17 protein-coding genes and 1 tRNA gene are annotated in these 17,532 nt (G+C 42.1%); 10 read left to right on the forward strand and 8 right to left on the reverse strand.

Annotated features, from left to right (window positions below; translation table 11 throughout):
* The first annotated feature begins 106 nt into the window (after positions 1 to 106).
* Genes ACIPK1_RS07585 through ybaK form a run of 3 tightly spaced genes read left to right on the forward strand, consistent with a single transcriptional unit; the run spans position 107 to position 2,576 of the window.
* The gene (locus ACIPK1_RS07585; RefSeq protein ID WP_400450418.1) at positions 107 to 1,276 is read left to right on the forward strand and encodes a class I SAM-dependent rRNA methyltransferase; all 1,170 of its coding nucleotides are present in this window, start codon (positions 107 to 109) and stop codon (positions 1,274 to 1,276) included.
* 5 nt (positions 1,277 to 1,281) lie between these two features.
* Positions 1,282 to 2,034, forward strand: coding sequence for a type I 3-dehydroquinate dehydratase (gene aroD, locus ACIPK1_RS07590; RefSeq protein ID WP_005229128.1), 753 nt, complete (start codon positions 1,282 to 1,284; stop codon positions 2,032 to 2,034).
* Positions 2,035 to 2,084: 50 nt separating this feature from the next.
* A complete protein-coding gene (ybaK, locus tag ACIPK1_RS07595; protein WP_005237194.1) occupies positions 2,085 to 2,576 on the forward strand; it encodes a Cys-tRNA(Pro) deacylase in 492 nt (163 codons plus the stop codon).
* 55 nt (positions 2,577 to 2,631) lie between these two features.
* Here ybaK and ACIPK1_RS07600 read toward each other — a convergent pair whose 3' ends face one another.
* Together ACIPK1_RS07600 and ACIPK1_RS07605 are read right to left on the reverse strand one after the other, a co-directional pair.
* Complete coding sequence (locus ACIPK1_RS07600) at positions 2,632 to 3,669, reverse strand: tagatose 1,6-diphosphate aldolase (RefSeq protein ID WP_005237193.1); 1,038 nt, start codon at positions 3,667 to 3,669, stop codon at positions 2,632 to 2,634.
* A 139-nt stretch (positions 3,670 to 3,808) separates the two neighbouring features.
* Complete coding sequence (locus ACIPK1_RS07605; protein ID WP_400450421.1) at positions 3,809 to 5,071, reverse strand: NAD(P)/FAD-dependent oxidoreductase; 1,263 nt, start codon at positions 5,069 to 5,071, stop codon at positions 3,809 to 3,811.
* Positions 5,072 to 5,231: 160 nt separating this feature from the next.
* Here ACIPK1_RS07605 and gdhA point away from each other — a divergent pair, with 160 nt between their 5' ends.
* From gdhA to ACIPK1_RS07620, 3 genes are all read left to right on the forward strand, one after another.
* The gene (gene gdhA / locus ACIPK1_RS07610; protein ID WP_087664370.1) at positions 5,232 to 6,581 is read left to right on the forward strand and encodes an NADP-specific glutamate dehydrogenase; all 1,350 of its coding nucleotides are present in this window, start codon (positions 5,232 to 5,234) and stop codon (positions 6,579 to 6,581) included.
* A gap of 102 nt (positions 6,582 to 6,683) precedes the next feature.
* Complete coding sequence (locus tag ACIPK1_RS07615; protein ID WP_005229134.1) at positions 6,684 to 8,030, forward strand: glucose-6-phosphate isomerase; 1,347 nt, start codon at positions 6,684 to 6,686, stop codon at positions 8,028 to 8,030.
* 362 nt (positions 8,031 to 8,392) lie between these two features.
* Positions 8,393 to 8,602 (forward strand): hypothetical protein, encoded by a 210-nt coding sequence (locus tag ACIPK1_RS07620; RefSeq protein ID WP_016619871.1) that lies wholly within the window; start codon positions 8,393 to 8,395, stop codon positions 8,600 to 8,602.
* 61 nt (positions 8,603 to 8,663) lie between these two features.
* Here the strand turns inward: ACIPK1_RS07620 and ACIPK1_RS07625 are convergent, their stop codons facing one another.
* The 4 genes from ACIPK1_RS07625 to ACIPK1_RS07640 form a co-directional block, all read right to left on the reverse strand.
* Positions 8,664 to 10,466 (reverse strand): glycerophosphoryl diester phosphodiesterase membrane domain-containing protein, encoded by a 1,803-nt coding sequence (locus ACIPK1_RS07625; RefSeq protein WP_086299271.1) that lies wholly within the window; start codon positions 10,464 to 10,466, stop codon positions 8,664 to 8,666.
* A gap of 170 nt (positions 10,467 to 10,636) precedes the next feature.
* A complete protein-coding gene (locus tag ACIPK1_RS07630) occupies positions 10,637 to 11,236 on the reverse strand; it encodes a TVP38/TMEM64 family protein (RefSeq protein WP_005229140.1) in 600 nt (199 codons plus the stop codon).
* Positions 11,237 to 11,424: 188 nt separating this feature from the next.
* Complete coding sequence (locus ACIPK1_RS07635; RefSeq protein ID WP_005237187.1) at positions 11,425 to 11,895, reverse strand: threonine/serine exporter family protein; 471 nt, start codon at positions 11,893 to 11,895, stop codon at positions 11,425 to 11,427.
* Positions 11,892 to 12,650, reverse strand: a complete 759-nt coding sequence (locus ACIPK1_RS07640) for a threonine/serine exporter family protein (RefSeq protein ID WP_016619873.1) — start codon at positions 12,648 to 12,650, stop codon at positions 11,892 to 11,894. Before ACIPK1_RS07640 ends, ACIPK1_RS07635 begins: the two co-directional genes overlap by 4 nt.
* A gap of 277 nt (positions 12,651 to 12,927) precedes the next feature.
* Here ACIPK1_RS07640 and ACIPK1_RS07645 point away from each other — a divergent pair, with 277 nt between their 5' ends.
* Positions 12,928 to 13,494, forward strand: coding sequence for a TetR/AcrR family transcriptional regulator (locus tag ACIPK1_RS07645; protein WP_005237185.1), 567 nt, complete (start codon positions 12,928 to 12,930; stop codon positions 13,492 to 13,494).
* An 84-nt stretch (positions 13,495 to 13,578) separates the two neighbouring features.
* Positions 13,579 to 13,666: transfer RNA gene (locus ACIPK1_RS07650), tRNA-Ser, on the forward strand.
* Between the two features lie 205 nt (positions 13,667 to 13,871).
* Here the strand turns inward: ACIPK1_RS07650 and ACIPK1_RS07655 are convergent.
* Positions 13,872 to 14,531 carry an Ltp family lipoprotein gene (locus ACIPK1_RS07655; RefSeq protein WP_008377802.1) on the reverse strand — a complete coding sequence of 220 codons (660 nt, stop codon included), beginning with the start codon at positions 14,529 to 14,531 and terminating at the stop codon, positions 13,872 to 13,874.
* Positions 14,532 to 14,760: 229 nt separating this feature from the next.
* On the opposite strand from ACIPK1_RS07655, the gene ACIPK1_RS07660 reads away from it, so the two are divergent.
* The gene (locus tag ACIPK1_RS07660; RefSeq protein ID WP_008377804.1) at positions 14,761 to 14,949 is read left to right on the forward strand and encodes a hypothetical protein; all 189 of its coding nucleotides are present in this window, start codon (positions 14,761 to 14,763) and stop codon (positions 14,947 to 14,949) included.
* A gap of 59 nt (positions 14,950 to 15,008) precedes the next feature.
* Here the strand turns inward: ACIPK1_RS07660 and ACIPK1_RS07665 are convergent, their stop codons facing one another.
* Positions 15,009 to 15,158, reverse strand: coding sequence for a hypothetical protein (locus tag ACIPK1_RS07665; protein WP_005229155.1), 150 nt, complete (start codon positions 15,156 to 15,158; stop codon positions 15,009 to 15,011).
* A 465-nt stretch (positions 15,159 to 15,623) separates the two neighbouring features.
* On the opposite strand from ACIPK1_RS07665, the gene asnB reads away from it, so the two are divergent.
* On the forward strand, positions 15,624 to 17,519 hold the full coding sequence (asnB, locus tag ACIPK1_RS07670; RefSeq protein WP_061054487.1) for an asparagine synthase (glutamine-hydrolyzing): 1,896 nt from the start codon (positions 15,624 to 15,626) through the stop codon (positions 17,517 to 17,519).
* Positions 17,520 to 17,532: the final 13 nt, after the last annotated feature.

Here is a 17,532-nt window from a genome sequence, read left to right on the forward strand (position 1 = left end):
ATTCCTTGTCATGACGCGGAATTAAGTATTTCTTTACTTTCAAGGATACAGACAATACTGTCGCTTTTTGCTATACTAAAAAGGAGAATGAATGGAGCAGATGAACATGAAAATAAAACTAACGAAGCAAGGATCAGCGAAGCTTCGCAAAAAGAATCCGTTGATCCAACGAGAAGATCTTCAACAAGCAATCGAGACGAAGGAGTGGGTCACCTTTATTGATCAGGCCAACCATTTCTTAGGTGTCGGCTATCTTGGGGAACAAAATAAAGGGATCGGATGGGTCGTATCCTTTGAAGAAACAGTGATCGACCAAGCATTCTTTGCGCAACGCTTTGCGAAAGCAAAAGGCAAACGCATTGCTTACTATCAAGATGACCTGACAGATGCCTTTCGTCTGTTTAATGGCGAGGGGGATCAAATGGGGGGACTTACAGTAGATTTGTATGGCGAGTATGTCGTTTTTTCTTGGTACAATGCCACCCTTTATCAACATAAAAAAGCGATCGTGGCGGCTTTTCGTCAAATATTTCCCGAGATCAAAGGGGCTTATGAAAAAATCCGCTTTACGTCTGAGCTGCCTGAATCAGCATGGGTCTATGGAAAAACGGCACCTGAACCCTTACTGGTGAAGGAAAATGGCGTCACGTATGCGACGTATTTGAACGAAGGACTAATGACGGGCATCTTTTTGGATCAAAAAGAAGTTCGTGGGCAACTTGTTGATGGCTTGGCAGCTGGCAAGACGGTTTTAAATATGTTCAGTTATACGGGGGCGTTTTCTGTCGCTGCTGCTGTCGGTGGCGCTGCTCAAACAACGAGCGTCGATTTGGCAAAACGCAGTCTAGAAAAGACCCGCGAACAATTTGCAGTCAACGGCATTGATCCAGATACCCAGCGTATCCATGTCATGGATGTTTTCAATTACTTCAATTATGCCAGCAAAAAAGACTTGCGCTTTGATGTGATCGTTTTAGATCCGCCGAGTTTTGCCCGCAACAAGAAAAAGGTCTTCTCGGTTGCGAAAAATTATGGCGACTTAGTCACTGATAGTTTGGCGATTTTAGCGCCTGATGGCTTGTTGATCGCCTCAACGAATGCGGCCAATCTTTCACCGAGGAAGTTTCAAGAAATGATCGAAGCATCCTTAGAGAAAGCACACGTTGCTTATGAATGTATTCAAAGTTATCGTCTACCAGCTGATTTTGCGGTAGATAAGCATTTTTCCGAAGGGAACTATCTGAAAGTATTCTTTTATCAAATGAAAAAGGAGTGAAGTAGATGAGCCGATCAAAACCAGTAACGTTAGACGGGAAAACACCGTTGATTTGTGTGCCATTGATTGGGAAAACCAATGAAGAGATCTTGAAACAAGCCATTGCTGCTGAGGAATCAGAGGCACAGATCGTCGAATGGCGTGTTGATCATTACAAACATGTCGAAGACCAGCAAGCGGTCTTAGATGCGTTATCACATATTCGCACGACATTAAAGCACAAAGAGCTGCTCTTCACTTTTCGAACCTTGGAAGAAGGGGGCGAGCGGGCGTTCACATTGACCCAGTACAAAGAATTGTGTTTAGCTGCTGCTGATTCAGGCTTGATCGATTGGATCGATGTCGAATTAGAGAAAGCTGAATTTTTAGGTCGAGCCTTTATTCAAGAAATCAAAAAGGCACAGGTAAAGCTGATATTGAGCAATCATGATTTTGAGAAAACGCCAGAAGATGCTGTGTTGATTTTAAAGATCGGCGTAATGAATCAATTTGGTGCCGATGTTGGCAAGTTAGCGATGATGCCCAAGCAAGTCCAAGATGTTTTACGTTTGATGGGGATCATTACTAAAGCGCGTGGCTTCAACCAACTGCCGTTGGCGATCATGTCGATGGGGGAGCTGGGGAAAATCAGCCGGGTTAGTGGGGCATTGACTGGTTCGGTTTTTACTTTTGCTTCGTTGCAAGGTGCTTCAGCACCTGGACAAATACCGATCGAACGAATGACCAACTACTTACAAGAATTTTCACTCAATGAGTAAGACCAGCCAAGGCCTTCTCTTAAAAGAAACCAAAACAAAAGAGGGATAAAATGGCGAAGAAGAAACAAAAAACCAATGCGATCCGTCAAGTAGAACAACAGAAAATCGCTTATAACGAATACACCTATGAGTGGTCGGAAGACCATCTCGATGCGCAATCCGTCGCTGTGCAACTAGCACGCCCGCAAGCCATCTACAAAACGCTGGTGGCAGTGGGCAACAAAACAGGTCCGCTAGTGGCTGTGATTCCTGGAAACAGAGAAGTGGATCTGAAAAAGTTAGCCAAAGTCAGTGGAAACAAAAAAGTAGAGATGCTGCATCTGAGAGATTTAGAAGAAACGACTGGCTATATTCGCGGCGGCTGTTCGCCGATCGGGATGAAAAAGCTCTTTCCTACTTATATTGATCGTGGGGCGCAGACACTGGAAGAAATCGTGGTTTCTGCAGGAAAGCGCGGGTTGCAGATGGGGCTTGCTCCACAAGCGTTGCAACAATTGACTAGGGCGATCTTTGCCGATTTGTTGGCACCTGAACACGAATAAAAAATCCCCGTGAACCATCTTGAAATGCCGTTCACGGGGATTATTTTGTACTATTTTATTCCATTACTTCAATATCGAAAACCTCAATATTTTCTAAACCACCATAAAAGTCAAACCATGGAGTGGCATATTGTTTTAGAATGGCGTTTAATTCTTCAACATTTTCTTTCCCTTGGGTGTCCAGCCATTCCAACAACGCTTTGGCACCTTGTTTCCCATAAATTTCCACACTATCGCGCCAAGTTGCTCGCCCACCTAAGATTCCTGAGAATTTAGCACCGTGTTGACCAGCAAAGGTCAATTCATCGCGAAAGACATTCGCTGGAACTCCCGCACTCAAATAGATAAATGGCCGAGTCGCGGCGTCACTGGCTTCTTTGAAGTAATTGGCTGCTTCTTCTTGCGTATAGACGGCCTCTAAGCCTTCTTTTTGGAAGCCTTCCACTAAGTCGAACTGAACCGGTACTTCGACTTTCAAAATATCGATATGGTAGTGATCTTTCGTCAATTCCTGAATGGTTCGGATGACCTTGCTCGGTTTGATCTTGGCAAAAGCAGGTGATTTGTCATCTGTGATCTCATCATCATAGACGATCGGTTCCACAAATAAGGGAATATCGGCCGCCTGTGCCTCCGTACCTAAACGCTCCAAAAACGCATGTTTGGTATCTAAAATCTCTTGGGGTTCATCTGGATTATAATAAACCAAGACTTTTGCAGCATCCGCACCTTTTTTCACCAAGCGCTGCAACGATTCATTGGGTAAAATCTCTGGCAAACGACCCGGCGTGTTGACATCATAGCCTGTTTTTTCATAGGAAAGGATCAAGCCAGCATTGGGATTCTTTGCTTCGATCCCTAAGAAGCCATATTCCTCATCTAACAGAATACTGCTGACATATTTGGTCAGTTCTTGGGAAACCAACTGTTTGAATTCATAAATGTGTTCCATCGTAAAGTCATCCGGTCCAGTTGCCGCCTTCATCATTTTTTTCATGGAACCACGTTGGTCGATCGCTAGTGCGGCAATCACACCGTCCTCATTTGAAAGTTTTTGCATTCGTTCAAATTTACCTCTTGAAATTCGTTTCATAAAAAAAACCTCCCTCGATCTTGCTATCTTTAGTCTACGCCTACTTTGAGAAAAACCCAACTAATAAGCAAAAAGAGGGGGAGAACCAGGTGTTCGCAGCTACAGGCCAGGATATTGCTGCGAACACCCGGGTCGTCGATCAATAATTGAAATAACTAGCTGTTTCTGCTGCGTTTTTTCCAGAAACATGACCCGTGCAAAACGCAGCGGTGATGTTGAAACCACCTGTATAACCATTGATATCCAGCAATTCACCGGCAAAATACAAGCCATTGATTTTTTTACTTTCCATGGTCTTAGGGTTGATTTCTTTCAGATGGACCCCGCCGCCCGTCACGAAGGACTTTTCTAATGGGAACGTGCGGACAATGGTGATTGAAAAGCCTTTGATCAAGGAAGCGAGCGCCGTCAACTGTTCCGGTGAGGCTTTTTCAGCAACCAGCTCATGCAAGTCTAGCTGCTGCAAAAAGAAGGTCATCAAGCGCTCAGGCAAAAAGCCAGCTAAAGCATTCGGCAATTGTTTCTTCGAAGCCGCAGACTGAATCAATTCTTGGGTCAAGGCTTCCTGGGATTTCGTCGGCAGACAATCCAGAACAAGCGTCACTGGTTGCTGCTTTTTCAATTCTTGGTTCACAAAAGAGGAACAGCGCAAAGCAGCTGGACCAGATAACCCAAAGTGGGTAAACAAAAGATCCATGGTATGGGCGACGATGGGCTTTCCTTTTTGATCCAAGACGCTCAAGGTGATGTCTTGTAAGGAAATGCCCTGCAAGGTCCGTTCTTGAATAAAAGATTCTTCTGAAACAAGCGGCGATTCGGTTGGATAAAGCGGCGTAATGGTATGCCCGACTTTTTTCGCCATCTTATAGCCGTCCCCCGTCGCGCCCGTGGAAGGATAGGTGCGGCCACCCGTCGTCAAAATCACGCTTGGGGCAGAGAACTCATCGGTTTCGGTTCGTACGCCGCGTATTTGGCTGCCATCATGGATCAGCTTGGTTACGACCGTATTCGTCAACAGGGTGACGTGATGATCGTTGATTGCTTGAAGCAGCGCTTCGACGATGGTTTTTGATTTGTTCGTCACAGGGAACATCCGTCCGTGGTCTTCTTCTTTTAAGACGACACCTAAGTCTGCGAAAAACGCCATTACATCATAGTTATTGAATTGGGAAAACGTACTATACAAAAACTTGCCGTTTCCTGGAATATGAGCAACTAAATCATCTACCGGCCGATTATTGGTTACATTGCAGCGTCCGCCGCCAGTCATCAATAGTTTCTTGCCGATTTTTTTGTTTTTTTCGATTAATAAGACCCTAGCACCTTGTTTGGCAGCGGTGATCGCAGCCATCATACCGCTCGTACCTGCACCAACAACGATGACATCATAGTTTTTTTCCATTCTTCTCACCTCTTTGGGATTGTAACACATCGCCTATGACTGCTGAAAGGAGAGGGCGATTTTTTTCGAATGATAAAAAATTCTGACAATTCTAAAAAAAAGCGTGCAATTTCAGAAAATTTCTTTAAAATAGAAAATATCTTAAAGGAGGTAATGCACTATGACCAAAGCTTCAGCTTACGTGAAAGAAATTCAAGCGAAGATTCACGAGAAAGACCAACACCAACCGGAATTTCTTCAAGCAATTGACGAATTTTTACCTACGATCGTTCCCTTTTTAGAGGAGCATCCAGAATATATTGAATCAAATATCCTTGCACTCTTAACTGAACCAGAACGTTTTATCCAATTCAGAGTCCCGTGGCAAGACGATCAAGGCAACTGGCAAGTAAACCGTGGCTATCGGATTCAATTCAACTCTGCAATGGGGCCTTACAAAGGCGGCTTGCGTTTTCACCCAAGTGTAAACTTGAGTATTTTGAAGTTTTTGGCGTTTGAGCAAATCTTCAAAAACAGCTTGACGGGTCTGCCGATCGGCGGCGGCAAAGGCGGAAGTGACTTTGATCCAAAAGGCAAATCAGATGCCGAAGTGATGCGTTTTTGCCAAAGCTTTATGACGGAGCTGTCAAAACATATCGGACCTGACCTAGATGTTCCTGCTGGCGACATTGGTGTCGGAGGTCGGGAAATCGGCTATTTGTTTGGTGCCTACAAACGATTGAAACAATACGATGCCGGGATTTTAACCGGTAAGCCACTAGACTTCTGGGGCAGTAAAAACCGCACAGAAGCAACGGGTTATGGCGCTGTTTATTTCGTTAAGCATTTATTGACAGACTTAGATGAAACATTTGAAGGCAAAAAAGCGATCGTTTCTGGAAGCGGCAATGTTGCGATCTATGCAATTGAGAAATTGCAAGAATTAGGTGCGACCCCTGTCACATGTTCTGATTCCTCTGGTTTTATTTATGACAAAGACGGCATTGATCTGGCCTTATTAAAAGAGATCAAAGAAGTGAAACGCGAACGTTTGACGGCTTACGCCAAGGAACGGCCAACAGCGGAATATCATGAAGGGGCAACTGTCTGGGATTTTGATACTCCAGCGGAATTAGCCTTTCCTTGTGCGACCCAAAACGAGATTGATCTCTCGCAAGCCAAACGTGCAAAAGCCAATGGCGTCCGGGTCGTTTCTGAAGGCGCGAACATGCCTAGCTCATTAGAAGCAGCAGAATATTTTATTGAAGAAGGAATTTTCTACTGCCCAGGAAAAGCAGCCAATGCCGGCGGCGTAGCCGTTTCTGCTTTAGAAATGAGTCAAAACTCCCAACGATTGCAATGGGAAAAAGCCGAAGTCGATGCCAAATTGGATGATATCATGAAGTCGATATATGAAGCATGCCGTGATACAGCTGAAACCTTCGATCAAAAAAATAATTTTATGTTAGGTGCGAACGTCGCAGGCTTTGAAAAAGTTGCTAAAGCAATGTTTGCTCAAGGACTTGTCTAAAATCACCTGACAGGCTATCTATCAGGAATTACTTGAAAAAAGTTGGAAAAAAACGTAAAGTAGGTAGTGTATGAAAAACTATTTTTTCAAGGAGGACAAATCATGTCACACATCAAGTTTGACTATTCGAAAGTAGCACCATTCGTGAACGAATACGAATTGAGCTACATGCAAAGTCAAGTTACAGCAGCAGACAAACAATTACGCGAAGGAACAGGTGCTGGTAGCGACTTTTTAGGTTGGATCGACCTTCCTAAAAATTATGACAAAGATGAATTTGCGCGTATCAAAAAAGCGGCGGAAAAAATTCAATCTGATTCTGAAGTACTAGTCGTGATCGGGATCGGCGGATCTTATTTAGGAGCGAAAGCAGCGATTGATTTCTTAAATCATTCTTTCTTTAACTTGTTACCAAATGAAGAACGCAAAGCACCACAAATCTTTTTTGCCGGTAATTCGATTTCTTCAACTTACTTAGCAGATTTGATCGAAATCATTGGTGACCGTGACTTCTCTGTGAATGTGATCTCAAAATCAGGAACAACTACTGAGCCAGCGATCGCTTTCCGTGTTTTCAAAGAACGTTTGATTGAAAAATACGGCAAAGAAGAAGCCAACAAACGGATCTACGCAACAACGGATAAAGCGAAAGGTGCAGTAAAAGTTGAAGCAGATGCCGAAAACTGGGAAACCTTTGTGATTCCAGATGACGTCGGCGGCCGTTTCTCTGTATTGACTGCTGTTGGTTTATTACCAATCGCTGCCAGCGGAGCAGATATCGATGCCTTGATGCAAGGGGCAGCAGATGCTAGCGATGCTTACGCAAGTGACGACCTTGAAAAAAATGAAGCGTATCAATATGCAGCAATGCGTAACATCCTTTATCGCAAAGGCAAAGTAACCGAATTGCTGATCAACTACGAACCAGGCATGCAATACTTCTCAGAATGGTGGAAACAATTATTCGGTGAGTCTGAAGGAAAAGACCAAAAAGGGATCTATCCTTCAAGTGCAAACTTCTCAACAGATTTGCATTCTCTTGGTCAATACATCCAAGAAGGCCGTCGCAATATCTTTGAAACTGTCGTAAAAGTTGAAAAACCACGCAAATCAATTGCGATCCCTACACAAGAAGCAGATCTTGATGGTCTTGGCTACTTAGAAGGAAAAGAAGTTGATTTTGTTAATACGAAAGCTTTTGAAGGAACGTTACTTGCCCATACAGATGGGGATGTACCTAATCTGTTAGTAAAAATTCCTACAATGGATGCGTACACGTTAGGTTACACGATGTACTTCTTTGAGATCGCTGTAGGTATCTCTGGTTACTTAAACGGTGTGAACCCATTTGACCAACCAGGGGTTGAAGCGTACAAGAAAAACATGTTCGCCTTACTTGGCAAACCAGGTTTCGAAGATCTTGCAAAAGAATTGAACGAACGCCTATAATTCGACAAAGAAACGCCTTGTGCCAGTTCTGATTGGCTCAAGGCGTTGTTTTATTTTCGCGTTTGTTGTGTTACTCGATAGTTGATCCAAAAAATCAGCGGTCTTCTTTTAATCCCCAAAGCAACGCAGCAGACAATAGTCCAAAGATACAGGTTTGAATAATTGGCATTTGACTCATCTCCTTTTGATTTTCTTTAGTATAAAATGCTTTTTAAGAAGTGGCACGAACAAACCAGTGCGTTTGAACGAACGAAACTGTCATTTCTTGGTGACAAATGCGTGATAAATTGAAATAAAACGTTTTCAATTTGATGCTTTTTTGTTATTATATCTTTATGAAAGAAAACGGTTGAGGTGAGGATATGGAGAATATTACGATCGGTGAAAAATATGTCTGCCGACCTGTCGGGGCGAGCAAGCCTGTGATTGGTGTGGTGGAAAAACTATACGTACATACGGCGTTGATCGTCGTTTCAAGTTATGAAGAAGAAGATCAAGCACAAGTAGAAGCTTGTAATCGTCGGATGATCGTCAGTTTCAATAAAATTTGTACGCAAACGAACGTTGCCTAACCAACTAGCAAAAAATGCTGCTCAACGGATCACCGTGAGCAGTATTTTTCTTTGTGTGAGATCAGCCAACGCCAATCACGAAATTCAATAGTTTGTCTGAATAAGTCATGTCTTCTTCCGACAAACTCAACTCTTCATTTAAAATCCCCATTTGGTCAGTAATGATCCCGTCTACACCGTAAAAACGCATTCGGCTGATAGTATCCGCATCATTGGGGGTCCAAACGAACACTTCCTTGCCATCGGTCCGGGCAGAAGCGATGAAGTTGCGGTTGATCGTACTGTATTCCATTGTCAGAAAGTCGGCACTGGTCAGTGGCGGCCCTACGACATTGAAAGGCATGATGTATCCCGATGTCAATTCAGGCGCCTTCTCTTTTAATTCTTCAACAACTGTATAGGAGAGACTTTGCATAATATGCCCATTTGCAACTAAATCCTCTTGGTATCGGTCTAAGAAGGCATCTACGAGTGCCGCAGTATCTTTTTGTTGGGTTTTGATCTCCACCAGTAATTTTTGGTCCAACTGATTGGCAAGCGCCAAGTACTCGTCAAAAGTTGGAATACGGGCTGTCTGGTTGTTTTCTGAAACCGTCAGTGATTCGGCGTAACTCAAGGGCAATTGCTCGGGTTTTCCTTTGCCGCCTGTCAAAGGCCGGTAAGAAAAATCATGGTAGACAATAAAATGACCATCACTTGTTTGCTGGACGTCCATTTCCACGTAGTCCGGCTGATATTTCTCACTAGTAAATCGTAACGCTTCAAGGGAATTTTGGACCCCTTGTCCGTCGCTTACCCCTCGATGGGAGATCGTTACCGGATGGATCGAAGCAGCTGAGGTCAGATAGTTCATATTATACAGACTAACCCCAACACCAAAAAGTACCGTGACCAAGGTAAACAAGGAACTTTTCAGTCCTAGAAAATGTCGCTGGTTCAATGGTTCTTGGTGGAACCACGAAGGGATCTCTGGTAAAAAGCCTTCATCATCCATGAAATCAACGATGATGTAAAAAATAGCCACGGTCGATAAAATGACATTCAGTAACAAAATAAACTGCAAGAAAGTCATAATAAAAACAGCACTATACAACGCATAGTCCGGTGTAACAACTTCAATCACCGCTTGAAGGGTAATCAGCAGCGTGAAGCCCAGAGTCGTGATCAATAAGATACTACCACCGATAAAGACAAATTGACCAACGATGGCAAAAAAACGGCGTTTTGTTACTTGGAGGCTTTCTTTGATCGCTTTTCGAAAGGGCAGATCACGTAAAATCATTTCCGGTAAGGCAAAGATCACGCGAATCCCCAAGTAAATCAACAAAACATAAACCAAAAGCACTGCCCCAATGATCAAGACACGATTGGCAAAAATAAAGTCCATGATAAAAGCAGGGATTTTGATTTTTGCGAGTAAATCCGAATTAAAACTCAATCCACCGATGGGTAAAATCAGTAAGAAGTAAAAAAGGAAAAATAAAAAGGTCATCGGCCGTAATTTGCGCAATTGCAAAATAGTCATTCGTAACAATTGCCGCAAGCTGATGGGCTGCTTCTTTTTGATAAAATAGACACTCAGCAGCAAGAAAGTAAATTCAAAAAAGACGGCTAATAAGATCAAAAGCAAAATCAGGGTTAATGAGAGCAACACAACAGGGTGATCTGTAAAGATACTACCGATATTATCGAAAGAAAGGTAAGGCAAGCCGCCGCGCTTTAAGACGAACTTGGTGGAAGCCGATAATATCGGGATCACTAAGAACAACAAGGCACCGTGCATCAATAAAACATCACGGAAGTAGGCATTGCTGTCTTTCAAAAAATCCCACGTGTTGACTAAGCTGTTTTTTAAATAATTCATGGTCGTCATCCTAACAAAGTAAGTATTGTGGTTCAATTTATTCTAGAAAGGCGGTAAAAAAGAGCCGAACAGTTTTAGAAGCACATTTGCCACAGGCATAGTTCCCTGTTTGAAAAGCAGCTTCTTTACGTTCGGCTCGCTGAATTGATCGTTTTTCTTACATATGATTCTTATCCGCCTAACAAACCAGTTAAGAATGTTCCACCGTAAATCAATGCCATACTGTACAAGAAAATTGAAGCAGGTTTTGCCAACAAAATAATCAACGTAAATTTCTTCACCGTCATGTTGGTCAAGCCAGCCATTAGACAAAGGGCATCATCAGGGGCAACCGGTAGAAAGATTGCAAGGGCGAAAAGTTTTTCAAATCGGCTTTGGTTGTCTAACCAGCCGATATATTTATCGTAAGTTTTGTCACTGATCATACTTAAAATGAATGGTTTACCGTATCGTCGGCCAAGCAGGAAAATAATGACAGAACCAATACTGATTCCTACATAGTTATAAACGAATCCTAGATAAGGACCGAAAATCAAGACACCTGCAGCGCTGGAGACACCACCGGGAATAATCGGGATTACTACTTGCAAGATCTGCAATAGGATAAAGACGATTGGTCCTAAGATAACGGAATTTCCAACTAGACCTCGCAGTGCATTAATATCTTTAAAAACACCTAGATTGATAAAATAGATGGTTAACGCGATCGATAAACCTAAGCCAATAATAGAAATCGTATTAATGATACGACGAGAAGTTGCTATGCTCACAGGACTTCATCTCCTTTATGTTTCATAATCTCACTATACGGGGTGGGACCAGAAAAATCCAGTAAAACAAATGACAAACGTCAAACAGTTTTGTAAGGTATGCCTTTATTATAAAAGAAGTCCGAAAAGAAAACATTGTACTAAAGTCTGAAATAAGAAAAATTTATAGTTTCTGCGCGCCAATAGTTTTAGGAGATTTTTTTATCCGGGTGACGTTTTTTTGTGCGTTTCACTTGCCAGCGATTGACGATCTTTTCAACCACACTCGTCATCATGAACCCGCCGGCAATCGCCCCAGCGGTGATGACAACGATCATCAGATTTTCAAAACCGACAAAGTTGTCGCCCAAAGCGAATTCTCGAACGGCTTTGTAGGCAGGCCCACCCGGTACGAGGGGAACGAGGCTGGGAATGTTAAAAATGATCATGGGCATTTTTTTTCTGCGGGAAAAAAAGATGCTGACGCAACCGACGGCAAATGCGGCTAAGAAGTTGGCACTGCCTAGACCGTAGCCAATCGTTTGCAATGACCAATAGATCATCCAGCCAACCGTTCCAGCAATGCCTGTGGCAACTAAGGCTCTTTTAGGAATATTGGTCAAGATGCCGAAGGTTACAGTGCTTAAGAAGCTGAAGGAAAGGTGAATAAAAATCGTCATGAGATCCCTCCAAATAAGGTGAAGACCGTGGCAATGCCGACACCGATCGCGGCAGCAGTAAAGATGGCCTCTGTTCCCCGAGCTGTGCCACTAATGAGATGGCCTGCCAAGATATCTCGAAAGGAATTGGTGATTGCTACACCAGGAACTAAGGGCATGACGGCACCGATAATCAAATTATCGACGTTTTGTGCGATATGAAGAGAGACCGCTAAGACAGACAAAGTACCGATCAGTAAGGAGGCACAAAACATATCCAAAAAGCGAATGTCGATCAGTTTCTTGACCCAATACGCACACAAAAAGCCAAGGCAGCCAATGACGAAGGTCGCTAGAAAGTCAAACCAAGCACCGCCAAAAATAATCATTAAGGTACTGCTGACCACGCCAGCACTAAGAACCTGTAGCCAGTAAGGAAAACTTGGTGTTGTCTGATTGACCTTTTTTAATGCCTCATGCAGTTCCGCTAAGGAAAGTTTCTTTTCCGCATAGGCGCGAGAGAGCCCATTGACGGCAACAATTTTTTCGAGATTGATGACTCGATCATGAACATTTTCTACTTGTGCATAGTGGCTACTGCGTAAGCCCATAAAAAGTCCAGTTGCTGTTACATAACTAATACTCCCTTGCTCTCCAGCGTTTGCCGCAATTCGATTCATCGTATCTTCCACGCGATACACTTCCGAGCCGTTTTCCATCATGATTTTCCCTGCTAATAAGCAGGTCTCCAATAATAGCTCTTTTGATTCAGCCATTTCCAAACCCCTTTTTCAATCGAATTTGCGTGCTACACTCCTAGTGTACAATTTCAGCGAGTTTTCAACAAGAAAGAAAAGTAGATTTGAAAAATAACTAGAACGCCATCCGTTGGATTTTTTGTGATAAATGAAAAAAGCAGAACATTTCCTATTACTAAACATTCGTTTTTAGTGAACAAAGTGAATAGAAATAAGATAACGGAAGGAGTGTTTTATTTTTAAAAAATGAATATCTCGGTTACAATTAAATAAATATAAAAAGGGGGATTTATTGATGCGAAGGAAGGTCTATACAAGAGAACACATTTTGAAGGCCGCTTATGAACTGATCAATAGAGAAGGTTTTGGCAACTTTACGGCCCGGAATATCGCTAAGCACATGGGAATTTCTACTCAACCAATTTATCTTGAGTTCGAAAATATGCAGGACTTAAAAAATACCTTGGTGGAGGCTGTTTTCAAAGATTTATCGGAAAATGTTTTTCCAGTCGTTCGAACAGGAGACAAACTTGTTGATTTAGGCCTGAATTATATACGCTTCGCGCAAGAGCAGCACAATCTCTACATCGCCCTTTTTATCGACGACTACGGCGGTGGGAAATTGATGCATGATTTTTCATCCACCTATTTCAAATCCTTGATCAAATCAGAAGAAAAATATGCAGATCTATCCGAAGATGCGATAAATGCACTACATAATGGCGCATGGATCGTTGTGACTGGTTTGGCTTCCTTAATGTCGGCGGGTATCATCACACCCACCGATGATCAGATCATCAAAATCATCAATGAGACGATCGAAGGCGTAATCGAAAAGAAAGAAAACTATATTTTCGATTAAAGAACAAAAAATCTGTATCCATTTCCATTTTGGATGCAGATTTTTCTTGACATTTTTTGTAAAACTAGCGAAAATAACTGTTATGGAGAGTTGGCAGAGTGGTAATGCAGCGGACTCGAAATCCGCCGACCCGGTTCATCCCGGCGCGCAGGTTCAAATCCTGTACTCTCCTTATACCAACGCTTTGGAGCGTTTAGCCTATCTTTCGAGATAGGCTTTTTTGTTTGTTGTGGGCAGAAGAATATAAATGACTGCCGAGGTTGATCGATAACCATCTGAAAAGCGATTAACCTACACTCGGTCTAGAAAACAGCATAATTGTTCCGTCAACTTGCCGATATCTTTTTTGCTTGTGGTCCTGCAACAAACGAAAAGAATCAATCGGGCAAACGTGCTAAGGCGTATTCAATTTGTTCAGAAGTAAAGCCTTCAAAGGAAAGTTGGCTCGCCACACGCTCATCCGATAAGGATAAATTTTGCGAGTAGCGAATCGCTTTTTTCAATGCTTGCTCGTTCCAATCGGCATCCACGGTGGCTACGGCAAAGTCTGCTGCGCTCTCAGAAAAATCTTCATAGAGTAGTTGGCGTTTTAAGCTCGACTGAGAAAACGCATTGCTGGATAAGTATCTTTCTGCACGATTCAGTGCATTTCTTTCTTCACGAGAAAGTTCAGGTGTATGTTGCTCGTTGTTCGCGGGTTCTTCTTGTTGTGCGCTACTTGCTTCGTTGTTGCCAGCTTTTTGTTCTCCTTGTGGTTGTTCCATGGAAGCAGCGGCATCGCCAAAGGATTCGCTTTGCCTTGATTCGTTACGTAAAGAAAGGCTTAATTGCGCAGTGATGCTATCGAAAGATGTCACATCTTGGTAGAAGGACAAGCCACCATAAGAAAACAAGGCAATAAAAGCGGAAGCGACAATGATCAAAACGTTTCGATCTCGTTTTGCATTTTGTTTTACAAGCCCAATATAAAATAAGACAATGCCAAAAACGAAACAGAACAATCCAATGAAAAACAAAATGGCGAAAAACGTAGCCATAAAAATTCCTCCTAAATAAAAGTCTCCTGAAAAGACAATAGTACTATGTTCTGTACCAGAAAACAGATGTGTCTTTTCATGAATAGAGGAAAAGGATGATTTGACAAATGTAACGTGTATGCTATTAATGGATCATTCATAAGTATTAAAGGAATGACGCTCAAGAATGACTAGTGAAATAGATGGTAAACTTAATAAAAGCACAGTTGTATCAGTAGGAGGCAAGAAGATGGATTTTGAAGAAAAAGATTATTTTATGCGTTATACAAAAGTTGCGGCACAGGGATTGAGTAAGTTTATTACGCAAGGATCTGTTGATGAAATCTTACAGCTAGATGAACAGCAAAGTGGACAGAAGCAAGAAGTGGATGCTGCAAAAGACAAAAGCGAGCCAAAAAACAAGAAAGCACCTAGCTAATTATTTCCTTAGCGAGGTGCTTTCAGTACGAATCGGTATCCTTCATTTGGATAAACTCCTTATGCAGTTTTTTTCAATTCTTGTACAGCTTGCTCGATCGTAATTCCAGTCGCAAAATGATTCGCATCTTTTTTATCGAAAACGATAAATAAATTCAATTTGGTATCCAGAGTTACACGATATTGTAGATCTGTGTTATAGAATGTCATAGTCATTCTCCTTTCTTAAAACTTGTCATTGAAAGGCAACGGTTAGTTGATAACGAAATTCCATAGTTAGAATAACACTTTTTTTCACAATAGTCCAACAAAACTATCAAACGAACAAATCTGACTGATTATTTTCAGGAAATCAATGCTGAGAATGGAAGCAAAAGAAGTTTGCTGGAGTCAGTAAATTCGGGAAAAGTATCTTTGTATATTTTCAGAAAAATAGTATTCATAAAAAATTTCTTAAGAATTTTGAGGATAGCTATTTTCTTAGATAACAAATTTGTAAGATTGAGAGTATGAGATGATTGGAAACCTTGATATCATAAGGTTTATCTTCAAATTGTGTTTTGTGCAAAAATATATTGATTGTATTTTTTTGAAAAAGAGATCGTATCTCTTGAATTCTATGGTATGATTTACTTTAGAAAAATGAAAATGGATTATGAAAACGGATGTGAAAATATGTGCGGAATTGTCGGCTTTGTCAATTCAAAAGACCAAAAAGAAATCATTATTGAACGCATGATGGACCGGATCGTTCATCGCGGACCAAACAGTTCAGGGAAATTTACCGACGACCGAGTGGCATTAGGGTTTCGTCGTTTATCGATCATCGACTTAGAAGGTGGCTCACAACCAATTTTTAATGAGGATCGAACAAAAGTAATCATTTTTAATGGTGAAATTTACAACTTTCAAGTATTGCGTGAGGAATTGATCCAAGCAGGTCATGTCTTCTCTACCCATGCGGATACCGAAGTAGTCTTACATGGCTATGAAGAGTGGGGCATTGATGTGTTGCAGCGCCTGCGGGGAATGTTTGCTTTTGCCATCTGGGATACTCAAAAACAAGAGCTTTTCGGCGCGCGGGATCACTTTGGCATCAAACCGTATTACTATGCGCAAATGAACGGCAGTTTCATGTTTGGCTCTGAAATCAAAAGCTTTTTGCCTCATCCAGATTTCAAGAAAGAACTAAACCAGGAGGCGTTGAAACCTTATTTGACGTTCCAATACTCGCCTTTGAACGGAGAAACCTTCTTTAAAGGCGTTCATCGTTTGCAAGAAGGGCATTATTATCTGTTTAATGAACAGGGATTGACGATCAAGCAGTACTGGGATGCAGATTTTTCAGTGAAAGAAAATCATTCAAGAGAAGAATGGGTCGATAAAATCGATCAAGCAGTCCAAGAATCAATTGCCGCTCATCAAATCAGTGATGTTGAAGTCGGCTCATTTTTATCCAGTGGTGTCGATTCAAGTTATGTGGCCTCGGTCTTGCGCCCAGATCACTCATTTTCAATTGGGTTTGATGACAAAACCTACAACGAAGCGATCGAAGCCCGCAAATTGACGGAAAAGCTCGGCTTGAACAACACAGCAGCGGTCATCGATGGTGAAATGTCCTTTGAGGCATTTCCGCTGATTCAGTATCACTTGGACGAACCGGATTCTAACCCAAGCTGTGTCCCTTTGTACTTTTTAGCCAACCTAGCAGCACAGCAAGTGCGGGTCGTTCAATCTGGGGAAGGGGCAGATGAATTATTTGCCGGTTATGCTGCCTATGGCTTCCACACAAACTCTAAAGCGGTTCGCGTTTTTGCCCAAGGCTTGAAAAAACTGCCGCAAAACATCCGCTTTCGTTTAGGGCGTCAAATCGGCAAAATGAAAAACTTCCATGGTCGAATTCATCTTTATGAAGCAACGGCACCTGCCCAAGACTTCTTTATCGGGCAAGCCCTGGTCTTTGAAGAAGAGGAAGCACTACAGCTTTTAAAACCAACGTATCAAAAAGGACCATCTGTTGCTGAAATCGTTGCGCCTCATTATGAGAAAGTCAATGGTCTCAAAGACGAGGTCAACAAGATGCAATATTTGGATCTTCATCAATGGATGCCGAAGGATATTTTGTTAAAAGCAGACAAAATGTCCATGGCGAGTTCTTTAGAATTACGGGTTCCGTTACTGGATATCGAGATGCAAAAACTGGCGCAAACGATCCCGACGAAATATTTGATCAATCAAAACAATACGAAAGATGTGTTTCGACAAGCGTCAAACCGTCATTTGCCAAAAGAATGGGCAAACCGTGAAAAGCTAGGCTTTCCTGTACCAATCAAGGCATGGCTGAAAGAAGGAACAGGGTATGAAGCAGTTAAAGCCCTTTTTGAGTCAGACTTTGCAGCAACCTTCTTTGATCAAACAGCGATTTTGCAAATGCTAGAAGACCATCGCCAAGGAAAACCGAATCTTCAGCGAAAAATCTGGACGATCTTTACATTCTTGACCTGGTACAAAGTATTCTTTATTGATGAATCGATTCCCGAAGCCAAAGAAATCGTTTATGAAACACTTTGATTTGAATATGGAA

This window comes from Enterococcus sp. NPDC086594, from assembly GCF_044746145.1.
Classification (GTDB): domain Bacteria; phylum Bacillota; class Bacilli; order Lactobacillales; family Enterococcaceae; genus Enterococcus_D; species Enterococcus_D entomosocium.

Excerpts from the sequence above, each read along its gene's own strand:
- ACIPK1_RS07625 (WP_086299271.1), bottom strand. The coding sequence starts at position 10,466 with ATGAATTATTTAAAAAACAGCTTAGTCAACACGTGGGATTTTTTGAAA.
- ybaK (WP_005237194.1), top strand. The coding sequence starts at position 2,085 with ATGGCGAAGAAGAAACAAAAAACCAATGCGATCCGTCAAGTAGAACAA.
- ACIPK1_RS07620 (WP_016619871.1), top strand. The coding sequence starts at position 8,393 with ATGGAGAATATTACGATCGGTGAAAAATATGTCTGCCGACCTGTCGGG.
- ACIPK1_RS07585 (WP_400450418.1), top strand. The coding sequence starts at position 107 with ATGAAAATAAAACTAACGAAGCAAGGATCAGCGAAGCTTCGCAAAAAG.
- ACIPK1_RS07655 (WP_008377802.1), bottom strand. The coding sequence starts at position 14,531 with ATGGCTACGTTTTTCGCCATTTTGTTTTTCATTGGATTGTTCTGTTTC.
- ACIPK1_RS07615 (WP_005229134.1), top strand. The coding sequence starts at position 6,684 with ATGTCACACATCAAGTTTGACTATTCGAAAGTAGCACCATTCGTGAAC.
- ACIPK1_RS07635 (WP_005237187.1), bottom strand. The coding sequence starts at position 11,895 with ATGACGATTTTTATTCACCTTTCCTTCAGCTTCTTAAGCACTGTAACC.
- ACIPK1_RS07605 (WP_400450421.1), bottom strand. The coding sequence starts at position 5,071 with ATGGAAAAAAACTATGATGTCATCGTTGTTGGTGCAGGTACGAGCGGT.
- aroD (WP_005229128.1), top strand. The coding sequence starts at position 1,282 with ATGAGCCGATCAAAACCAGTAACGTTAGACGGGAAAACACCGTTGATT.
- ACIPK1_RS07660 (WP_008377804.1), top strand. The coding sequence starts at position 14,761 with ATGGATTTTGAAGAAAAAGATTATTTTATGCGTTATACAAAAGTTGCG.
- ACIPK1_RS07600 (WP_005237193.1), bottom strand. The coding sequence starts at position 3,669 with ATGAAACGAATTTCAAGAGGTAAATTTGAACGAATGCAAAAACTTTCA.
- gdhA (WP_087664370.1), top strand. The coding sequence starts at position 5,232 with ATGACCAAAGCTTCAGCTTACGTGAAAGAAATTCAAGCGAAGATTCAC.
- ACIPK1_RS07640 (WP_016619873.1), bottom strand. The coding sequence starts at position 12,650 with ATGGCTGAATCAAAAGAGCTATTATTGGAGACCTGCTTATTAGCAGGG.
- ACIPK1_RS07665 (WP_005229155.1), bottom strand. The coding sequence starts at position 15,158 with ATGACATTCTATAACACAGATCTACAATATCGTGTAACTCTGGATACC.
- asnB (WP_061054487.1), top strand. The coding sequence starts at position 15,624 with ATGTGCGGAATTGTCGGCTTTGTCAATTCAAAAGACCAAAAAGAAATC.
- ACIPK1_RS07645 (WP_005237185.1), top strand. The coding sequence starts at position 12,928 with ATGCGAAGGAAGGTCTATACAAGAGAACACATTTTGAAGGCCGCTTAT.